Below are 17,160 nucleotides of genomic sequence, written 5' to 3'. Positions count from 1 at the left end.
CGTTAGAAAGGCACCGCCATGCCCGTCACCACCGTCGAGAAGGACCTCGACGCGCTCACGATGACCGTTGTCGCCGACTTCCCCGTGCCGACCAGCCGGCTGTGGGACGCCTACGTCGACCCCCGTCAGATCGAGAAGTTCTGGGGACCGCCCGGCTGGCCCGCGACCTTCACCCGTCACGACGTCACCGTCGGCGGGCGCTCGGAGTACTACATGACCGGCCCCGACGGCGAGCGTGCGGGCGGGTACTGGGAGTTCCTCACCGTCGAGCCGGGCCGGTCCTTCGAGGTCCGCGACGGCTTCGCCACGCCCGACGGTGAGCCCGACGCCGACCTGCCGTCCACGCGCATGGTCTACACCTTCAAGCCGACCGGCACCGGCTCGCGGCTGATGACGCGGACCATCTTCCCCTCCCTCGAGGCGCTCGAGCAGCTGCTCTCGATGGGGATGGAGGAGGGCCTCACTGCCGCCATGGAGCAGGTGGACGCCGTCCTCGCCGACCTCGCGTCCTTCGCCGCGGACCTGCCCGCCGCGGCGCAGCTCCTCGACGACACCCGCGTCCGCATCAGCCGTGTCATCCGCGGCCCGGTGCAGACCGTGTGGGACGCCCACCACGACCCCGCGCTGATGCGCCGCTGGATGCTCGGCCCCGACGGGTGGACCATGCCGGTGTGCGAGGTGGCGACGAGCGTCGGGGACACCTACCGCAACGAGTGGGAGCGCGACGGCGGCGGGGACCGCTTCGGCTTCACCGGCGAGCTCCTCGAGTCTGCGCCGCCGTACCGGGAGGTGACGACCGAGCGGATGATCGGCGTCGAGGGTCCCGGTGCGGTCAACGAGCTCACCCTCACGCCCGTCGACGGCGGGACCCTGCTCACCGTCGTCGTCACCTACCCCGACGCCGAGACGCGCGACGCCGTCCTCGGCACCGGCATGGTCGACGGGATGGAGACGAGCTACGCACGGCTCGAGGCCGAGGTCCTCACGCCGGCCTAGACCGCGGACCGTCGGCGCCGTGCGCCCGCTGGGACGACGAGCGGGCGCAAGGCGCTGCGGTACGCGTGACGCGGGAGTTCGACTACCCTTGCCTCATGAGTTCGGGTCTCCGAAATCGTGTGGTGCTCGCGGCGGGTCTCGTGCTGCTCGCAGCAGCGTGCGCGGGCCCCGCGGGCGGCGCCGACGACGGCCGCGTGGACGTCACGGTGACGACGACGCACGCGGCAGACCTTCTCCGCGCCGTCGGCGGTGCGCACGTCGAGGTCACCGCCCTCATGGGCCCGGGCGTGGACCCGCACCTGTACCGCGCCAGCCAGGGCGACGTGCGCGCCCTCGTCGAGGCCGACCTCGTCGTCTACCACGGGCTCTTCCTCGAGGGACGGATGGAGGAGGTCCTCGAGGCCGGCGCTCTCGAGCGGGTGCTCGCCCTGACCGACGCGCTGCCCACCGGCGCCCTGCTCGCCTCGGCCGACTACGCCGACCAGTACGACCCCCACGTGTGGTTCGACCCCGAGCTGTGGGTGCAGGTGGTCGACCCTGTCGTCGCGGAGCTCAGTGACATCGCGCCCGAGCACGCCGCGGACTTCGCCGCCGGTGGGCGGGCCTACGTCGAGGAGGCGCTCGCCGCCCACGTCGAGGCCAGCGAGCTCCTCGCCGCCGTCCCCGAGCGGCGTCGCGTCCTCGTCACCTCCCACGACGCCTTCCGCTACCTCGGCCGCGCCTACGGCCTGGAGGTCCGCGGCGTCCAGGGCCTGTCCACCGAGGACGAGGCCGGCGTCGCGGACGTCCGCGGCCTCGTCGACCTCCTCGTCGAGCGCCAGGTGCCCGCCCTCTTCACCGAGTCGAGCGTCTCCCCGGCGAGCATCGAGGCCGTCCGGGAGGCCGCCGCCGACCGCGGCTGGCAGGTGCACCTTCCCGAGCGGGGCCTCTACTCCGACGCCCTCGGTGCGCCCGGCACGCCCACCGGGAGCTACGCCGGGATGCTCCTCGCCAACGCCGAGACCATCGCCACCGCCCTGGGAGGGTCATGACCGCGCCGCTGTCCGTCCGCGGGCTCACCGCCGCCTACCGGGACGAGCCCGTCCTGTGGGACGTGTCCTTCACCGTGCCCGAGGGCCGCCTCGTCGGGGTCGTCGGCCCCAACGGCGCCGGCAAGACGACCCTGCTCAAGGCCGCCATGGGCCTCGTGCGGCCCGTCGCCGGCGCCGTCGAGATCTTCGGCCGGCCGCTCGAGCGGGCCCGCCGCGAGGTCGGCTACGTCCCGCAGCGGGGGAGCGTGGACTGGGACTTCCCGACCGACGCCCGCGACGTCGTCGAGATGGGCACCTACGGGCGGCTCGGCTGGCTGCGCCGGCCCGGCGCCGCCGAGCGTCGCACCGCCGAACGCTGCCTCGAGCGCGTGGGCATGCTCTACCTCGCCGGACGGCAGATCGGGGAGCTGTCCGGCGGGCAGCAGCAGCGTGTCTTCCTCGCCCGGGCGCTGGCCCAGGACGCCCGCCTCTACCTCGCCGACGAGCCCTTCGTCGGGGTCGACTACCTCACCGAGCGCGTCGTCGTCGACCTCCTGCGCGAGCTGCGCGACGAGGGCCGCACCGTCGTCGTCGTCCACCACGACCTCTCCACCGTCGCCGACTACTTCGACACAGTCGTCCTCCTCAACCGTGAGCTCGTCGCCGCGGGCCCGACGGCGGAGGTCTTCACCCCCGAGAACATCGCCCGCACCTACGGCGGGGCCGGGCGCCGTGAGCCGGGTGCGCGCCGCCATGGGTGAGCTCGCCGCGCTCCTGGGCGACTACACGCTGCGGACCGTCGCGCTCGGTGCCGCCGTCCTCGGCCTGCTCGGCGGCACCCTGGGCACCTTCGCGGTGCTGCGCCGCCAGAGCCTGCTCAGTGACGCCCTCGCGCACGCGACGCTGCCGGGCGTCGTCATCGGCTTCCTCCTCACCGGCACGACCTCCGGCTCCGGGCTCATGCTCGGCGCGGCGGCGACGGCGGCGCTCGCCGCCGGGCTCGTCCTCGTCGTCGTCCAGCGCACCCGGGTCAAGCAGGACGCCGCCCTCGCCCTCGTCCTGTCGGTGTTCTTCGGGGCCGGCACGGTCCTGCTCACCTACGTCGCCGGCACCGGTGCCTCGGGACAGTCGGGCCTGGACCGTTTCGTCCTCGGGCAGGCCGCCAGCCTCGTCGCCGCCGACGTCCGGGCCATGGCGGCGGCGACGGCGGTGGCGCTCGCCGTCGTCGCCCTCACCTACAAGGAGCTCAAGCTCGTCGCCTTCGACCCGGCCTTCGCCCGGGCCGTGGGCTACCCGGTGCGGCGGGTCGAGGCGCTGCTCACCGTCCTGCTCGTCGTCGCGATCGTCGTCGGCATCCAGACGGTGGGCGTCGTGCTCGTCGCGGCGCTCCTCATCACCCCGGCGGCGGCCGCGCGGCAGTGGACCGACCGCCTCGCGGTGATGATCGTGCTCGCCGCGCTCATCGGCGCCCTCAGCGGCGCGGCCGGCGCGGTGCTCAGCGCGACGACCACCGACCTGCCCACCGGCCCGCTCGTCGTCCTCGTCGCGACGGCGGTCCTCGTCCTGTCCCTGCCCGCGCGCCGGCTGCGCGTCCGGGCGGGCGCCCGGCGCGCGGCCGTGGGGGAGGCGGCATGAGCGTCGACGTCGTCATCATCGTCACCGCGCTGCTCGTCGTCGCGCCGTGCGCGCTGCTCGGCTGCTTCCTCCTCCTGCGCCGCAGCGTCATGGTCGGTGACGCGATCTCCCACGCCGCCCTGCCCGGGATCGTCCTCGCCTTCTTCCTCACCGGTTCCCTCGGCCCGCTCGCCGCCCTCGCCGGTGCCGCGGCCTTCGGTCTCCTCACCGTCGTCCTCGTCGACCTCCTCGAGCGCGGCGGGAGGGTCCGCGGCGACGCCGCCACCGGCATCGTCTTCACCGGGCTCTTCGCCCTCGGTGTCCTCCTCGTGGCCCGCTACGGCGGCAACGTCCACCTCGACCTCGAGCACGTCCTCTTCGGCGAGATCGCCTTCGCGCCGCTCCACGTCCTCACCGTCGGCGGGGTGGACCTCGGTCCTCGGTCGTGGTGGACCACGGGGACCGTCGCGGTCGTCGCCGTCGCCGTCGTCGTCCTGCTGTACAAGGAGCTCAAGGTGACGACCTTCGACCCGGCGCTCGCTGCCGTCGTCGGTCTGTCCCCGGTGCTCGTCCACCACGTGCTCATGGCGCTCGTGTCCGTCACCGTCGTCGGCGCCTTCGACTCGGTGGGTGCCATCCTCGTCGTCGCCCTCCTCGCCGGCCCGGCGGCCACGGCCTACCTCCTCACCGACCGGCTCGGGCTCATGCTTGCCACCGCGCTGGGGGTGGGGGCCGTCGCCGTGCTCGGCGGGTACGGGCTCGCCGTCGTGTGGGACCTGTCGATCGCCGGGATGATCGCGAGCGTCGTCGGCGCCGCCTTCCTCCTCGCGCTCCTCGTCGCACCCCGCCACGGGCTCGTGGGCGCCGCGGTGCTGCGCCGCCGGCGGCGGACGGTGCTGCGCCGTCGACTCGTCGCCCACGCCGCCCGCGCCCTCGGCGAGGACGCGACGACGGCGCAGCTCGCCGCCCGGCTGCAGTGGCCTGTCTCGCAGGTCGAGCGGGTCCGCGCTCGGCTAGACTGAGCCGCTACAGGGTTCGCAGCGCTTCCGGGGTGGGAGGAGCGCAGACCGATCCTCCGTGGAGACCGATTGTCCGCCCTGTCCTCCTACCGCAGCCTCTTCTCGCTGACCGGTCCGCTCTACGTCGTCGTCGCGCTCGTCGCGCGGCTGCCCCTCGCCATGGCGCAGATGGGCACGCTCCTCCTCGTCGCCGAGGTGAGCGGCAGCTACGGCGGCGGCGGCGCCGCGGCCGGCGCCTTCGCCATCGTCAACGCGGTCGCCTCGCCCGTCGCCGGGACGCTCACCGACCGGATCGGGCAGCGCCCCGTCCTCCTCGTCCAGTCGGCGGGCGGCTCGCTCGCGCTCGTCGCCCTCGTCGTCCTCTCCGGCCAGGACGTGCCGTGGCAGCTGCTCGCCGTCGTCAGCGGGGTCGCGGGCATGTTCGTGCCGCAGATCGGCACGATGGCCCGGGTGCGCTGGCGCGAGCTCGCCAAGACCCGCGGCAAGGAGCGCTTCACGCTCCTGTCGACCGCCTTCTCCTACGAGGGCGCGGCGGACGAGGCCGGCTTCGTCCTCGGCCCGGCCATCGTCGGCACGATGGCGGCGCTGGTCTCCCCGGCCGGTGCGCTCCTCGTCGCCGCCGGCGGCCTGGCCGTCTTCGCGACGTGGTTCGCCGTCCACCCCACGGTCCAGCTCGTGCGCGGGCACCGCGGCGAGGGCGGGGCCACCGGCCCCCGGATCAGTGCGCTCCTCGTCGGCCTGGGCGCCGGTCAGCTCATCGTCGGGACGATCTTCGGCTCCGTCCAGGCCGGGACGACGGCGATGGCCACCGAGGCCGGGGAGCCCGGTCTCGCGGGGCTGCTCCACGCCGTCCTCGGCGTGGGGAGCGTCGTCGCGGGCCTGGCGATCGTCATGCTGCCCGTGCGCTTCCGCCTCGCCGACCGGCTGCCCGTCTTCGCGGCGGGCCTGGCCGTGCTCACCCTGCCGCTCCTCGTCGTCGGCTCGCTGGGCGCGCTCGCCCCCGTCCTCGCCGTGCTGGGCCTGGCGGTGGCGCCCTACATGATCACGCTGTACTCCGCGTGCGAGCGGGTCGTGGACCCCTCGCGGCTCGGCGCGGCGATGATGATCCTCGCCGCCGCCACCTCCCTCGGCTACGCGCTCGGCTCGAGCACGGCCGGCCGGCTCGCCGACGTCGCGGGCTACACCGGCGCCTACCGGGTGACGGTCGTCGCCGGCACCGCGGCGCTGCTCCTGTCCCTCGTCCTGCGGGCCGCCCTGCACCGCAAGCGGCGCGAGCTGGAGGAGGCCGTCGTCCCGGGGCTGCCTGCCAGGGCCTGAGGTCCCACCTCGGTCGCCCGGCTCGCGAGTAGGTTCACAGGCAGGGCGCGATGCCGCGCCCACGTCGAGGAGGGAGCTCGTCATGAAGGCGCTTGTCTACCACGGTCCGGGCACCAAGGCGTGGGAGGAGGTGCCGGACCCGACGATCGTGGACGCGACCGACGTCGTGGTCCAGGTCGACACGACGACCATCTGCGGCACGGACCTCCACATCCTCAAGGGGGACGTGCCCGCTGTCCAGGAGGGCCGCATCCTCGGCCACGAGGGCGTCGGCACGATCGTCGAGGTCGGCTCGGCCGTCAACCGACTCGCGGTGGGGGACCGCGTCATCATCTCCTGCGTGTCCAGCTGCGGCTCATGCTCCTACTGCCAGCGCCGGCTCCCGTCCCACTGCCTGCACGACGAGGGCGCCTCTGGCGTCGGCTGGATCTTCGGCCACCTCATCAACGGCACCCAGGCGGAGTACGTCCGTGTGCCCTTCGCCGAGAACTCGCTGCACAAGCTGCCAGAGGGCGTGAGCGACGAGGCCGGTCTCATGCTCTCCGACATCCTGCCGACGGGCTTCGAGATCGGTGTGCGCAACGGGCGCGTCAAGCCAGGTGACGTCGTCGCCGTCATCGGCTCCGGGCCGGTGGGCCTGTCGGCGATCATGACGAGCGGCCTGTACGGCGCCTCCCGCATCATCGCCATCGACCTCGACGACAACCGTCTCGAGCTGGCGCGGACGTTCGGGGCCACCGACACCGTCAACAACGGGCGGGAGGGCTGGCGCGACGAGGTCATGGCGATGACGGACGGCCTCGGCGTGGACACCTCGATGGAGGCGGTCGGCGTGCCCGCCACCTTCGCGGCCGCGATCGACCTCGTCCGTCCCGGTGGGACCGTCGCCAACCTTGGTGTCCACGGCGCCGCTGTCGAGCTGCCGATCCAGGACCTGTGGATCAAGGACATCGCCATCACCACCGGTCTCGTGTCCGCGACGACGACCCCGATGCTCCTCAAGCTCGTGGCCCAGGGCAAGCTCCACCCCGAGCAGTTCGTCACCCACCGCTTCCGGCTGGGGGAGTTCATGGACGCCTACGACACCTTCGGGCGAGCCGCGGAGACCAAGGCCATGAAGATGGCCATCTCGCGCTGAGCCAGGCGCCGGGTACGCCGCCAGCGGCGTACCCGGCGTTCAGCGCACGGGGGCGGGGGTGACGACCTCGCGCCACTGCGCGGGCACCAGCGGCTCGCGCCGCTGCTCCTCGCGCCCCGCGAGGTGCTCGCACAGCGTGATCGCGTCGGCGAGCAGGTCGCGCAGCATCGCCGAGGGGTCGGTGACGCAGGCCGTGGCCAGTCCCACCGTCGCGATCTCGACGACGGCGGAGCCCGGGTGGTGGGCGCCCACGCCCCCCACCTGCTCGACGAAGGCGCGGGCCCAGCGCTCGGCGAGCGGCACCGCCTCGAGCGCGCGGCGGCTCGCGGGGTGCAGGCCGGTGTCCGACCCCACCCGCTCGGCGCGCCGTCGCTCGCAGCTGAGGATGCCCACCGCCAGGGCCCGCTGGTGGTGCTCGCTCACCACCGGCAGGGCCCTGGACGCGGCGAGCAGCGTGAGCTCGTCGTCCCACCGCGGGTCCTCGCTGCGCAGCCCGATGACCGCCGGGATCAGCGTCGCGAGCCGGGGCCGCTCGGCGTCCTCGGTGAGGTCGTTGACGAGCCGCGCCAGATGGGCGAGCAGCGGATGCGTGCACGCGGGCTTGTCGCTCCACCGTTCACCGGCCAGGTAGGAGGCCAGCTCCATGAAGCAGGCGCCCCTGCGCGGACTGCGGTGCTTGCCCCGCGACAGCATGGGCAGGATCTCGATGTCGGCGTCCACGACGTCACCTCACACTTTCGACGTCTGCATAGTGTGGCCCCTGTCACACGGCGCCCGCAACGGCTGAGGGGATCGGCGTGAGCAGCCCGAGGGCGTGGACCGTCTGCGCGCGCAGGTCGGTACGCGCGTCCTCGGTCAGCGTGTCGGGGCGCCGCGGGCCGTCGAGGTGCCGCAGCACCCGCTCGAGCATGCGTGCCGCCGTCGCCTCCCGGCTGGCCTCGAGGTGGGTCCGGGCCTGCTCCAGGGCGGCAGCGAGCTGGTGGGCGATCGGTCCCGCGACGTCGCCCGACGCGACGTAGCCGTCCAGGCTCGCGGCGAGCCCCGCCAGCGCCTCCGCCGGGTCGGTCGGTGCCGCCCGGCCGAGCTCGACGTCGGTCACCTCACCGGCGGTGACGGTCGCCTCCGCCGGCTCCGCGCCGTCGGCCGTGACGACGTAGCTCCCGGGGGAGAGGTCGACGACGGCGAACCAGCCGCTGCCGTCGGTGCGCGCCGTCGTCGTCGTCCCCTCCGGGCCGCTCACGGTCACGGTCGCGCCGTCGGCGCCGCTCTCGAGGGTGCCGGTGAGCAGGCCCGTCGTGGGCCGGGTCTTCCACGTCATCTCCGGCACGGCGGCCTCCTCGGTGAAGACCTCCGTCCGCAGTGCCGTGGCCAGCGACTCCCGCTCGGCGTCCTTGACCGCGCGGTCCGCGGTGGCGTTCGCGGTGAGGGAGGCGTTGGCGTAGGAGTAGCCGGACCAGCCGTCGGCGCCGGCCTCCCGGGTGAGCCGCGCCTGGACGACGGAGTCGGCCACCTCGTTGAGGTAGAGCGCCGGGCCGTTGACCACGTGCCGGTCCCCGCGGTACTCGACGAGGGCCTCGGTCCACTCGGCGAACATCCGCGCCTGGTCCGGGTTCCAGTTCCGCTTGTAGTTCATCGCGGTGACGGTGTCGACGATCCCCTCGTCGAGCCAGCCGCGCCAGTCCTGGGCGACGTTGGCGTAGGTGCGGGTGCCCTCCCAGCCCCCCGGCGTGCTCTGCGGGCCGAAGCCGTAGGTGATGCCGTCGACGCTGAGCCGCGCCTGCGGGTCGAGCTCGTACATCCGCGCGTAGACCTTGCGGACGAGTCCGGACACCTGGTCGCGGCGCCAGTCGGAGAACTCCTCGTCGTCCGGTGCCGGCACGTCGGTCCGGCCGGTCTGGGCGGCGAAGCGGGCGAGGGAGACCTCGGAGTAGCCCCACTCGTTCTGGCTCTCGTCGGCGCTGTGGTCGGGGTAGCGGATGTAGTCGAGGTTGACGCCGTCGACGTCGTAGTTCTCGACGATCGAGCCGACCGCGTCGGCGAAGTAGTCGACGGCGTCCGGGTGGGCGGGGTCGATCCACGTGTTGGCGCCGACCTGCTCGACGCCGTCGGCCCGCTTGTTGAGCCAGCGGTCACGCCCTTGCGCGCTCGGCCCGTGCTGGTTGAAGGCGTGCTCGGGGGAGCGCGGCGGGGTGGCGGAGTTCCACAGCGTCGTCGCGTTGACCCAGGCGTGGACCTCGATGCCGACGGCGTGGGCCTGCTCGATGACCTCGGCGAGGGGGTCGTAGGGTGCGGGCGCGATCGCGGCGTCCGTGCGCGGGAGGAGGGCGTCGTTGCAGAAGCAGTCGTAGCGCCGGCCCACCTGGACGATGAGGGCGTTGGCCCCCACCTCCTGGGCGTCCGCGACGAGCGCGCTCACCTGGGCGGCGTCGTAGATGCCGGGGTTGAAGGCGTCGACCCAGTACCCGCGCCACTCCTCGACCGGCTCGGGTGCGGCCGAGCCGTCCGCGGTGACCCGCGTCCAGCCCTCGGTGGCGATCGCCTCGCGGTCGGTGAGGTCCCAGTCGTCGAAGGTCCCCGGGACCTGGATCCGGTCGACGTAGACGCCGCGGCCGGAGTAGACGGCGTCGGTCGCGTAGCGCAGCCGCAGCTGGACGTCACCGCTGAGGCCCGCGAGGTCGAAGCGGCCCTCCCACCAGCGGTCCTCGCCGTCGCCCGAGACGCTGCCCGCCGCCGCGACGGTGTGCCCGCCGGCAGTGAGCGTGCCGTCAAGGGCCTGCCACGTGGCGCCGTCGTCGGTGGAGGCCTCGACGTGGAGGAGGTCGGTCGGCTCGGTGTGGAACCACAGGTCGACGACGAGCTCGTCGTCCCCGTCGAGCGTCACCGGCACGGTGAGCGTGTGCTCCATGGCGTCGCCGATGCCGGAGTACCAGGCGGCGCCCCGGGTGAAGCCGGTCATCGGGCGGGCCAGGCCCGCAGCGCGCGCGACCGCGCGGCGCACGGGGTTGATGTTGCCCCAGTCGCGGCTCGGGTGGACCCGGTTGGTCATGAGGATCGCGATGGTCTCGGTGTGCGGGTCGATGACGAGGGACGTGCCGGTGAACCCGGTGTGCCCGGCGGACTCCGCACTCGTGAGGACGTCGTGGTAGAACCACGCCTCCAGCTCGGGGCCGAGCCCGCGGTGGGAGGAGGAGAGCTGGCCGGTGTAGTCCCGCATCATCTGCTCGACCGTCGCCGCCTCGAGCACGCGGGCGCCGTCGTAGCTGCCGCCGTTGAGCAGCATCTGGCCGAAGACGGCGACGTCGTCGGCGGTGGAGAACACGCCGGCGTGCCCGGCCACCCCGCCCAGGCGCCAGGCGGCCTCGTCGTGGACCTCGCCGTGGACGAGCCCGCGGGCCGGGGTCGCCTGGTACTCGGTGGCGGCGATGCGCGGGAGCAGCTCGGCCGGCGGGTTGTACATCGTGTCGCTCATCCCGAGCGGGCCGGTGATGTGCTCGGCGACGTACGCGTCCAGCCCCTGGCCGGAGACCCGCTCGACGATCTCGCCGAGGGTGATGAGCCCGAGGTCGCTGTAGAGGTAACCGGTCCCGGGGGTGCTCGTCGGCGTGACGTCCCAGACCCGCTGGAGCGCGGCGGCCTCGTCCGGCGCGCTCCACAGGTTGATCCATGCCGGCAGGCCGGCGGTGTGGGTGAGGAGCTGCTCGACGGTGATGGTCTCCTTGCCGTTCGCGGCGAAGGCGGGGACGTAGGAGGCGGCGGTGTCGGCGAGCTCGACCTCGCCGGCCTCGACGAGCTGCATGACGGCGACGGCGGTGAAGAGCTTGGACAGGGAGGCGAGGTCGAAGATCGTGTCGGTGCGCATCTCGACCTGCTCCTCGGCGGGCAGCTCGGTGGTCGTGTCCGCCCACCGCACGGCGTGACCGACCGCGGTGCGCTCGACGACGACCCCCTCCGCGGCGACCAGCGCCACCGCACCGGGGTAGAAGGGGGTGGGCTCGCGGGTGAGGCCCTCGCGGAGCGCGGGCTCGATCCGCTCGAGCTCACGGGCGATCAGCCCCACCTCCTCCGCGGTGCCGTCCCGCAGCACCCGCTGTGTGGCGCCGGTGCGGTCCCAGCCCACCCGGTCGTCCGGCACTCCCGCGGCGGGGAGCACCGCCCCCGTGATCACGACGCCCAACGTCGCACCGACAGCAAGCAGCCTGCGCATGACCATCCCCTCCCGTAGGTCCCCGGCGTCCTCGCCGGCACCGACCACTGTGACGAAGGGCCGCAGTCGCGTCAAGGGTTGACGTATGTCTCGCCGTCGCGCAAAGGAGTTACGGGCGGGGGATGTTGCGGAGGTTGGACCGCGCCATGGCCATGACCTCGCCCGAGCCGCCGCCGAAGATCTGCTTGGTCATCGACGTCGCGAAGCCCCTCACCTGCCCCGCCGAGATGCTCGGCGGGATCGAGAGCGCGTTCGGGTCGGTCATGACCTCGACGAGCGCCGGACCGGACCGGTCGAAGGCGTCCCGGAAGGCGTCGGTGAGCTCGCGCGGGTCCTCCACCCGCACCGCCGGGATCTCCAGCGACTGCGCCACCCGGCGGTAGTCGACGGCGGGGGAGTCCGTCGCGTGGTGGGGCAGGCCCTCGACGAGCATCTCGAGCTTGACCATCCCGAGGGAGGCGTTGTTGAGGACGACGACGGTGACCGGCAGGTCGTAGTGGCGCAGGGTGACGAGCTCGCCCAGAAGCATCGACAGCCCGCCGTCACCGGCCAGTGCCACGACCTGGCGGCCCGGGTCGGCGAAGGCGGCGCCGATCGCGTGCGGCAGGGCGTTGGCCATGGAGCCGTGGAGGAAGGAGCCGATGACCCGCCGCCGGCCGTTGGGGGTGAGGTACCGCGCCGCCCACACGTTGTTCATGCCGGTGTCCACCGTGAAGACGGTGTCCGGCCCGGCGGCCTCGTCCAGCTTCACCGCCGCGTACTCCGGGTGGATGGGGCGGTGCTTCTCGACCTTGCGCGTGTACGCGCCGACGACCTTCGTCATGACCTTCTCGTGCCGCTTGAGCATGTCCTTGAGGAAGGCCCGCGACTTCTTGCGCCGCACGAGCGGCAGCAGCATGCGCAGCGTGGCGCCGACGTCGCCGTGGACGGGCACGTCCAGGCGCGTGCGCCGCCCGAGGTGGGTGACGTCGACGTCGATCTGGGCGGTGCGCACGCCGGCCGGCAGGAAGTCGGTGTACGGGAAGTCGGTCCCCACGAGGACAAGGAGGTCGGCCCCCTCCATCGCGTCCTGGCAGGCGCCGTAGCCCAGCAGGCCCGACATGCCGACGTCGTAGGGGTTGTCGTACTGGATGACCTCCTTGCCGCGCAGCGAGTGGCCCACCGGCGCGCCGACCTGCTCGGCGAGGGCAAGCACCTCGGTGCGGGCGCCGCGCGCCCCGGCGCCGACGAAGAGCGTGACCCTCCGCGCGGCGTTGATCGCCTCGGCGAGGGCGGCGACGTCCTCCTCCGCCGGGACGAGGGTGGCCGCACCGGTGGCGGGGACGAGGTGCTGACCGTCGTCGTCGAGCTCGGCGTCGGCGACGTCGCCGGGCAGGGTGAGGACGGCGACGCCGGGCGTGCCGACGGCGTGCTGGATCGCGCTGCGCGTGACGCGCGGCAGCTGGGCGGGGGTGGTGATGAGCTCGGAGAAGACGGAGGCCTCGGTGAAGAGGCGGTCGGGGTGGGTCTCCTGGAAGAACTGCGTCCCGATCTCGCTGCTCTGGATGTGGGAGGCGATGGCGAGGACGGGCAGGCGTGAGCGGTTGGCGTCGTACAGGCCGTTGATGAGGTGGAGGTTGCCCGGTCCGGCGGACCCGGCGCAGACGGCGAGCCGCCCGGTCACCTCGGCCTCGCCCGCCGCGGCGAAGGCCGCCGCCTCCTCGTGGCGGACGTGCACCCACTCGATGCCGGCGGTGCGCCGGACGGCGTCGACCACCGGGTTGAGGGAGTCCCCGACGATACCGTAGACGCGCTCGACGCCGGCGGCGGCGAGCTGGCGGACGAGGTGCTCGGCGATGCTCGTGGCCATGGTGCTCCTTCAGGGATGGGCGGGCCTCGATCGTCGCCCGCGCGCGACCGCCTCGCAGGTCGAGGAGCGTCCCGGTCCGACCACCGGAGGAGGCTTCTCCTTCCTTCGACTAGTTCACCTACTCGCTTGACCAAAGCGCTCGTCTTGACTGGTGAACTTTTGGTTGACAGCCTGCCATAACTGTCCCTAGGTTCAGCGGCATGGTCAACGCAGACCGGTCGGTACCCGCCGACACCTCTCGTCCGGGGACGCTTCATCGCGAAGCTACCCGTCCTACCGCACCCGCGGTCCGCTAGACCCAGCCTCACTGCCGCACCGTCGCGGCGTGCACGAACCAGAAGGAGGTACGACACGTCGACCGGCAACGCCGGTCGCTCGACAGGACAGACCGGGCCCCCACCTCTTTGCACGGACGTAAGGGCCCGGTCCCCGTGAACAACACCTGTAAAGGAGTTGCACCACAGATGAATGCTAACAACTCCCGGTCACGACTGCGACGCGGCGTCGCCGCAGCGGTCACCGGGTTCCTCACCGTCAGCGGCCTGGTCGCGGCGGGTGTGCCGGCCACGGCACACGACGGCGTGGACCACGCTGCCGAGCCGGGCGCCGAGGCGGCGCTCGACTGGTCGAACTACGAGAAGACCACTCTGACCAAGGACGTCGGCGAGCCGGTCGACATGGCGATCCTGCCGGACGGCAGGGTCATCCACACGGCCCGCAACGGCGCCATCCGCCTGACCGACCCGGGCTCCGGCGTCACGCGGACCATCAACAACATCCCGGTGTACGCGAACTCCGAGGACGGCCTGCAGGGCATCGCCCTCGACCCCGACTTCGAGGAGAACGGCTGGGTGTACCTCGTGTACGCGCCCGTCGAGCTCTCGGGAGTCTCCCCGTCGACCGGGCGTCCCTACCCGGCGCGGACCCCGTCCGGCAACGCGCCGAACTCGCTGCCCGCCGGGCAGGACGTGACCTACTGGGACCAGTGGCTCGGCTACAACCTGCTGGCCCGCTTCCAGTGGGACGACGAGGCGAACGCCCTCGACCTGAGCTCCGAGGAGGAGATCATCAAGGTCGAGGCCCAGCGCGGCCAGTGCTGCCACGTCGGTGCGGACATCGACTTCGACGGCGAGGGCAACCTCTACCTCAGCACCGGTGACAACACCCCGGCCTCGACGCCGGGCGCCAGCGGCTACGCGCCGAACAACGATGCCCCGGGGATGAACCCGGGCTTCGACGCCCGCCGCGGCGCCGGCAACACCAACGACCTGCGCGGCAAGATCCTGCGGATCGCCCCGCTCGCCGACATCGACGAGGGCGTCGAGCCCGGTCCCGGCACCTCCTACACCGTCCCGGAGGGGAACCTCTTCACCGGTGAGGAGTACGACGACGTCCGTGACAAGGTCCGCGAGGAGATCTTCGTCATGGGAGCGCGCAACCCCTTCCGCATCGAGGTCGACCCCGGCACGAACTCCCTCTCGTGGGGTGACTACGGTCCGGACGCCGGCGCAGCCAACCCGAACCGTGGCCCGATGGGCTACGTCGAGTGGAACGTCATCCCGCTCGACAGCCCGGTCAACGCCGGCTGGCCCTACGTGCACGGGCCCAACGCCCCGTACAACGAGTGGGACTACGCCACGTCGACGCCGCGTGAGTTCTTCGACCCGGAGAACCTCCGCAACAACTCCCGCTGGAACAACGGCCTGGTCGAGCTGCCGCCGGCCTTCGCGGCCACGGTGTACTACGGCGACCGCCCCGGCGACCAGCCCTTCGACGAGCTCGTCAACTTCGGCACGAGCGGCGGCCAGGCCCCCATGGGCGGCCCGGTCTACCACTACGACGCCGAGAACCCCTCGACGGCGAAGTTCCCGGAGTACTGGGACAAGAAGAACTTCTTCGGTGAGTGGGCGCAGGACTACATCGCCGCGCTGACCGTGGACTGGGAGACCTTCGAGGTCACCCACGTCGAGGACTTCATGCCGAACCGGCAGATGACCTTCGACGACGTCCCGTGGATCGACAACCCGATCGACCTCGAGTTCGGTCCCGACGGCTCGCTCTACGTCCTCGACTACGGCGACGGCTACTTCCGGGCCAACCCGGACGCCGGGCTCTACCGGATCTCCTACGCCGAGGGCAACAAGTCCCCGCGCCCTGCGTTCACGGCCACCCCGATCTCCTCCTCCGAGGCTCCGCTCGAGGTCCAGTTCGACGCGTCCGCGTCGACGGACCCCGAGGACAGCGCCCTCACCTACGAGTGGGACTTCGACGGTGACGGCACCTTCGACGCCACCGGCGTCGAGGCGTCCTACACCTACGACGAGCTCGGCCTGTACTTCGCCCGCCTGCGGGTGACGGACGCGCAGGGCAAGTTCGGCCTCACCTCCCAGCAGATCTCCGTGGGCAACCAGGCCCCGGTCGTCACCGTGAACAACCCCGTCAACGGTGGCTTCTTCGACTGGGGCAACGTCGTCCCGATGCAGGTGACCACCCAGGACGCCGAGGACGGCAACGAGACCGTGTGCTCCCGCGTGAGCTGGACCTACGGCCTCGGCCACGACGAGCACGCCCACCCCGAGCTCTCGGGCACGGGCTGCCAGACCGGGATTCGCACGGACGTGAACTCCCCGGAGCACGGCGCGGGCGCGCTGCTCTACGGCGCCATCGTCGTCACCTACCGCGACGGCGGCCACGACGGCGTCCCGGCGGCGGTCGGCGAGGCCACGGTGCGCCTCAACCCGAAGCTCCAGCAGGCCGAGCACGCCATCGGTCGCCAGGGTGTCGTCGTCTTTGCCGACGAGGAGGCGAGCGGCGGCAGCGCCGTCCGCGGCCTCGGCAGCGGTGACTTCCTCCGCTACGACCCGGTGAACTTCTCCGGGATCGACAGCGTGGACGTCCGCGCCAACGGTGCCGGCCAGGTCCAGCTCCGCTGGGGTGCGGCCGACGCCGCGCCCTTCGCCGTCGCGCAGATCCCTGCCGGCGCCGGGTGGAAGGACGTCTCCGTCGCGCTCACCGGCGCCCCGCAGGGCACCGGCGCGCTGTTCGTCACCTCGGCCGACGAGCTCGCCGTCGACAGCCTCACGATGGTGGGCGCCGGCGTCGCCGACGTCCAGGCCCCGACGGTCGCCCACACGCTGGCCCCGGCCACCCCCACCGGTGTCGGCGGCGTGTTCAACCAGCCGGTCCGCCTCTCGGTGCAGGCCGTGGACAACGGTGCGCTGCAGTCGGTGCAGTACTCCGTCAACGGCGGCCAGTCGTGGTCGAACCTCTCCGCCAACCAGCAGTACGGCGTGACGTTCAACAACGACGGCGTCTACAACGTCCTGTACCGGGCCACCGACACCGCGGGCAACGTGTCTCAGGTGGGCGAGGTGTCCTTCACCATCGACCGCTCGGCCCCGAACGAGCCCACGGTCGACTCGGTGACGCAGGCCTCGGTCTCCTCCCTGCGGGCCGTGTACGGCGCGCCGGGCGAGGTCGCGGTCACCGTCTCTGGTGAGGGCGGCACGCCGTCCGGCGTCGTCGTCGTCACCAGCGGCACCACGGAGGTCGGCCGGGCCACCCTGAGCGAGGGTTCCGCCACGGTCGAGCTCGACCGGGAGCTCGCGGTGGGCACCCACACCCTGCGGGTGACCTACCAGGCCGACGAGACCTTCAAGGTCTCCTCCACGACCGCGCGGCTCATCGTCACGAAGGCGGCGACCTCGGTCACCGCCGACGTGGCCTCGGTCAAGCCCGCTGTCGCGGCGAAGGTCAACGTCCACGCCGAGACGGAGACCGGCCTCGCCGGTGACGGAGAGGTCACCGTCCAGGTCAAGCGCGGTGTGTCGACCGTGGCGATGCTCAGCGCCACGCTCGACGAGAACGGTGACGCCGTCGTCACCCTGCCCAAGCTCGCGGCCGGCACCTACTCGCTGACCGTCGCGCACAAGGCGACCGCCAACACGACTGCGAGCTCGGTCATCACGAGCCTCGTCGTCAAGTAGTCAACCCCTCCGTGGGGGGGGGGGGGG

The 17,160-nt window shown here is 72.7% G+C and carries 11 protein-coding genes; 8 read left to right on the top strand and 3 right to left on the bottom strand.

What is annotated here, in order from left to right:
• The first annotated feature begins 18 nt into the window (after positions 1-18).
• The 7 genes from H9624_RS14805 (at position 19) to H9624_RS14775 (ending at position 7,094) form a co-directional block, all read left to right on the top strand.
• Complete coding sequence (locus tag H9624_RS14805) at positions 19-996, top strand: SRPBCC family protein (protein WP_251840670.1); 978 nt, start codon at positions 19-21, stop codon at positions 994-996.
• A 95-nt stretch (positions 997-1,091) separates the two neighbouring features.
• Positions 1,092-2,027, top strand: a complete 936-nt coding sequence (locus H9624_RS14800) for a metal ABC transporter solute-binding protein, Zn/Mn family (RefSeq protein WP_251840669.1) — start codon at positions 1,092-1,094, stop codon at positions 2,025-2,027.
• Complete coding sequence (locus tag H9624_RS14795) at positions 2,024-2,767, top strand: metal ABC transporter ATP-binding protein (RefSeq protein WP_251840668.1); 744 nt, start codon at positions 2,024-2,026, stop codon at positions 2,765-2,767. Before H9624_RS14800 ends, H9624_RS14795 begins: the two co-directional genes overlap by 4 nt.
• Positions 2,739-3,641: a metal ABC transporter permease gene (locus H9624_RS14790; RefSeq protein ID WP_251840667.1), complete on the top strand. Its 903-nt coding sequence runs from the start codon at positions 2,739-2,741 to the stop codon at positions 3,639-3,641. The genes H9624_RS14795 and H9624_RS14790 overlap by 29 nt, the downstream gene beginning before the upstream one ends.
• Positions 3,638-4,642, top strand: a complete 1,005-nt coding sequence (locus tag H9624_RS14785) for a metal ABC transporter permease (RefSeq protein ID WP_251840666.1) — start codon at positions 3,638-3,640, stop codon at positions 4,640-4,642. The genes H9624_RS14790 and H9624_RS14785 overlap by 4 nt, the downstream gene beginning before the upstream one ends.
• Before the next feature lie 66 nt (positions 4,643-4,708).
• Positions 4,709-5,956, top strand: coding sequence for an MFS transporter (locus tag H9624_RS14780; RefSeq protein WP_251840665.1), 1,248 nt, complete (start codon positions 4,709-4,711; stop codon positions 5,954-5,956).
• 82 nt (positions 5,957-6,038) lie between these two features.
• The gene (locus tag H9624_RS14775) at positions 6,039-7,094 is read left to right on the top strand and encodes a zinc-dependent alcohol dehydrogenase family protein (protein WP_251840664.1); all 1,056 of its coding nucleotides are present in this window, start codon (positions 6,039-6,041) and stop codon (positions 7,092-7,094) included.
• A gap of 39 nt (positions 7,095-7,133) precedes the next feature.
• Here the strand turns inward: H9624_RS14775 and H9624_RS14770 are convergent, their stop codons facing one another.
• The 3 genes from H9624_RS14770 to H9624_RS14760 all read right to left on the bottom strand — a co-directional run bounded on the left by H9624_RS14770 (position 7,134) and on the right by H9624_RS14760 (position 13,147).
• A complete protein-coding gene (locus tag H9624_RS14770) occupies positions 7,134-7,814 on the bottom strand; it encodes a hypothetical protein (RefSeq protein ID WP_251840663.1) in 681 nt (226 codons plus the stop codon).
• A 43-nt stretch (positions 7,815-7,857) separates the two neighbouring features.
• On the bottom strand, positions 7,858-11,298 hold the full coding sequence (locus tag H9624_RS14765) for a serine hydrolase (RefSeq protein ID WP_251840662.1): 3,441 nt from the start codon (positions 11,296-11,298) through the stop codon (positions 7,858-7,860).
• Between the two features lie 109 nt (positions 11,299-11,407).
• Positions 11,408-13,147 carry a pyruvate dehydrogenase gene (locus H9624_RS14760; RefSeq protein WP_251840661.1) on the bottom strand — a complete coding sequence of 580 codons (1,740 nt, stop codon included), beginning with the start codon at positions 13,145-13,147 and terminating at the stop codon, positions 11,408-11,410.
• A gap of 464 nt (positions 13,148-13,611) precedes the next feature.
• Here H9624_RS14760 and H9624_RS14755 point away from each other — a divergent pair, with 464 nt between their 5' ends.
• Complete coding sequence (locus H9624_RS14755) at positions 13,612-17,133, top strand: PQQ-dependent sugar dehydrogenase (protein WP_251840660.1); 3,522 nt, start codon at positions 13,612-13,614, stop codon at positions 17,131-17,133.
• The last annotated feature ends 27 nt before the right edge of the window (positions 17,134-17,160 follow it).

Source organism: Oceanitalea stevensii (assembly GCF_014837105.1).
Taxonomy (GTDB): domain Bacteria; phylum Actinomycetota; class Actinomycetes; order Actinomycetales; family Actinomycetaceae; genus Oceanitalea; species Oceanitalea stevensii.
Note: the sequence above shows the minus strand (reverse complement) of the source record. Positions and strands in the feature narration are given on the sequence as shown.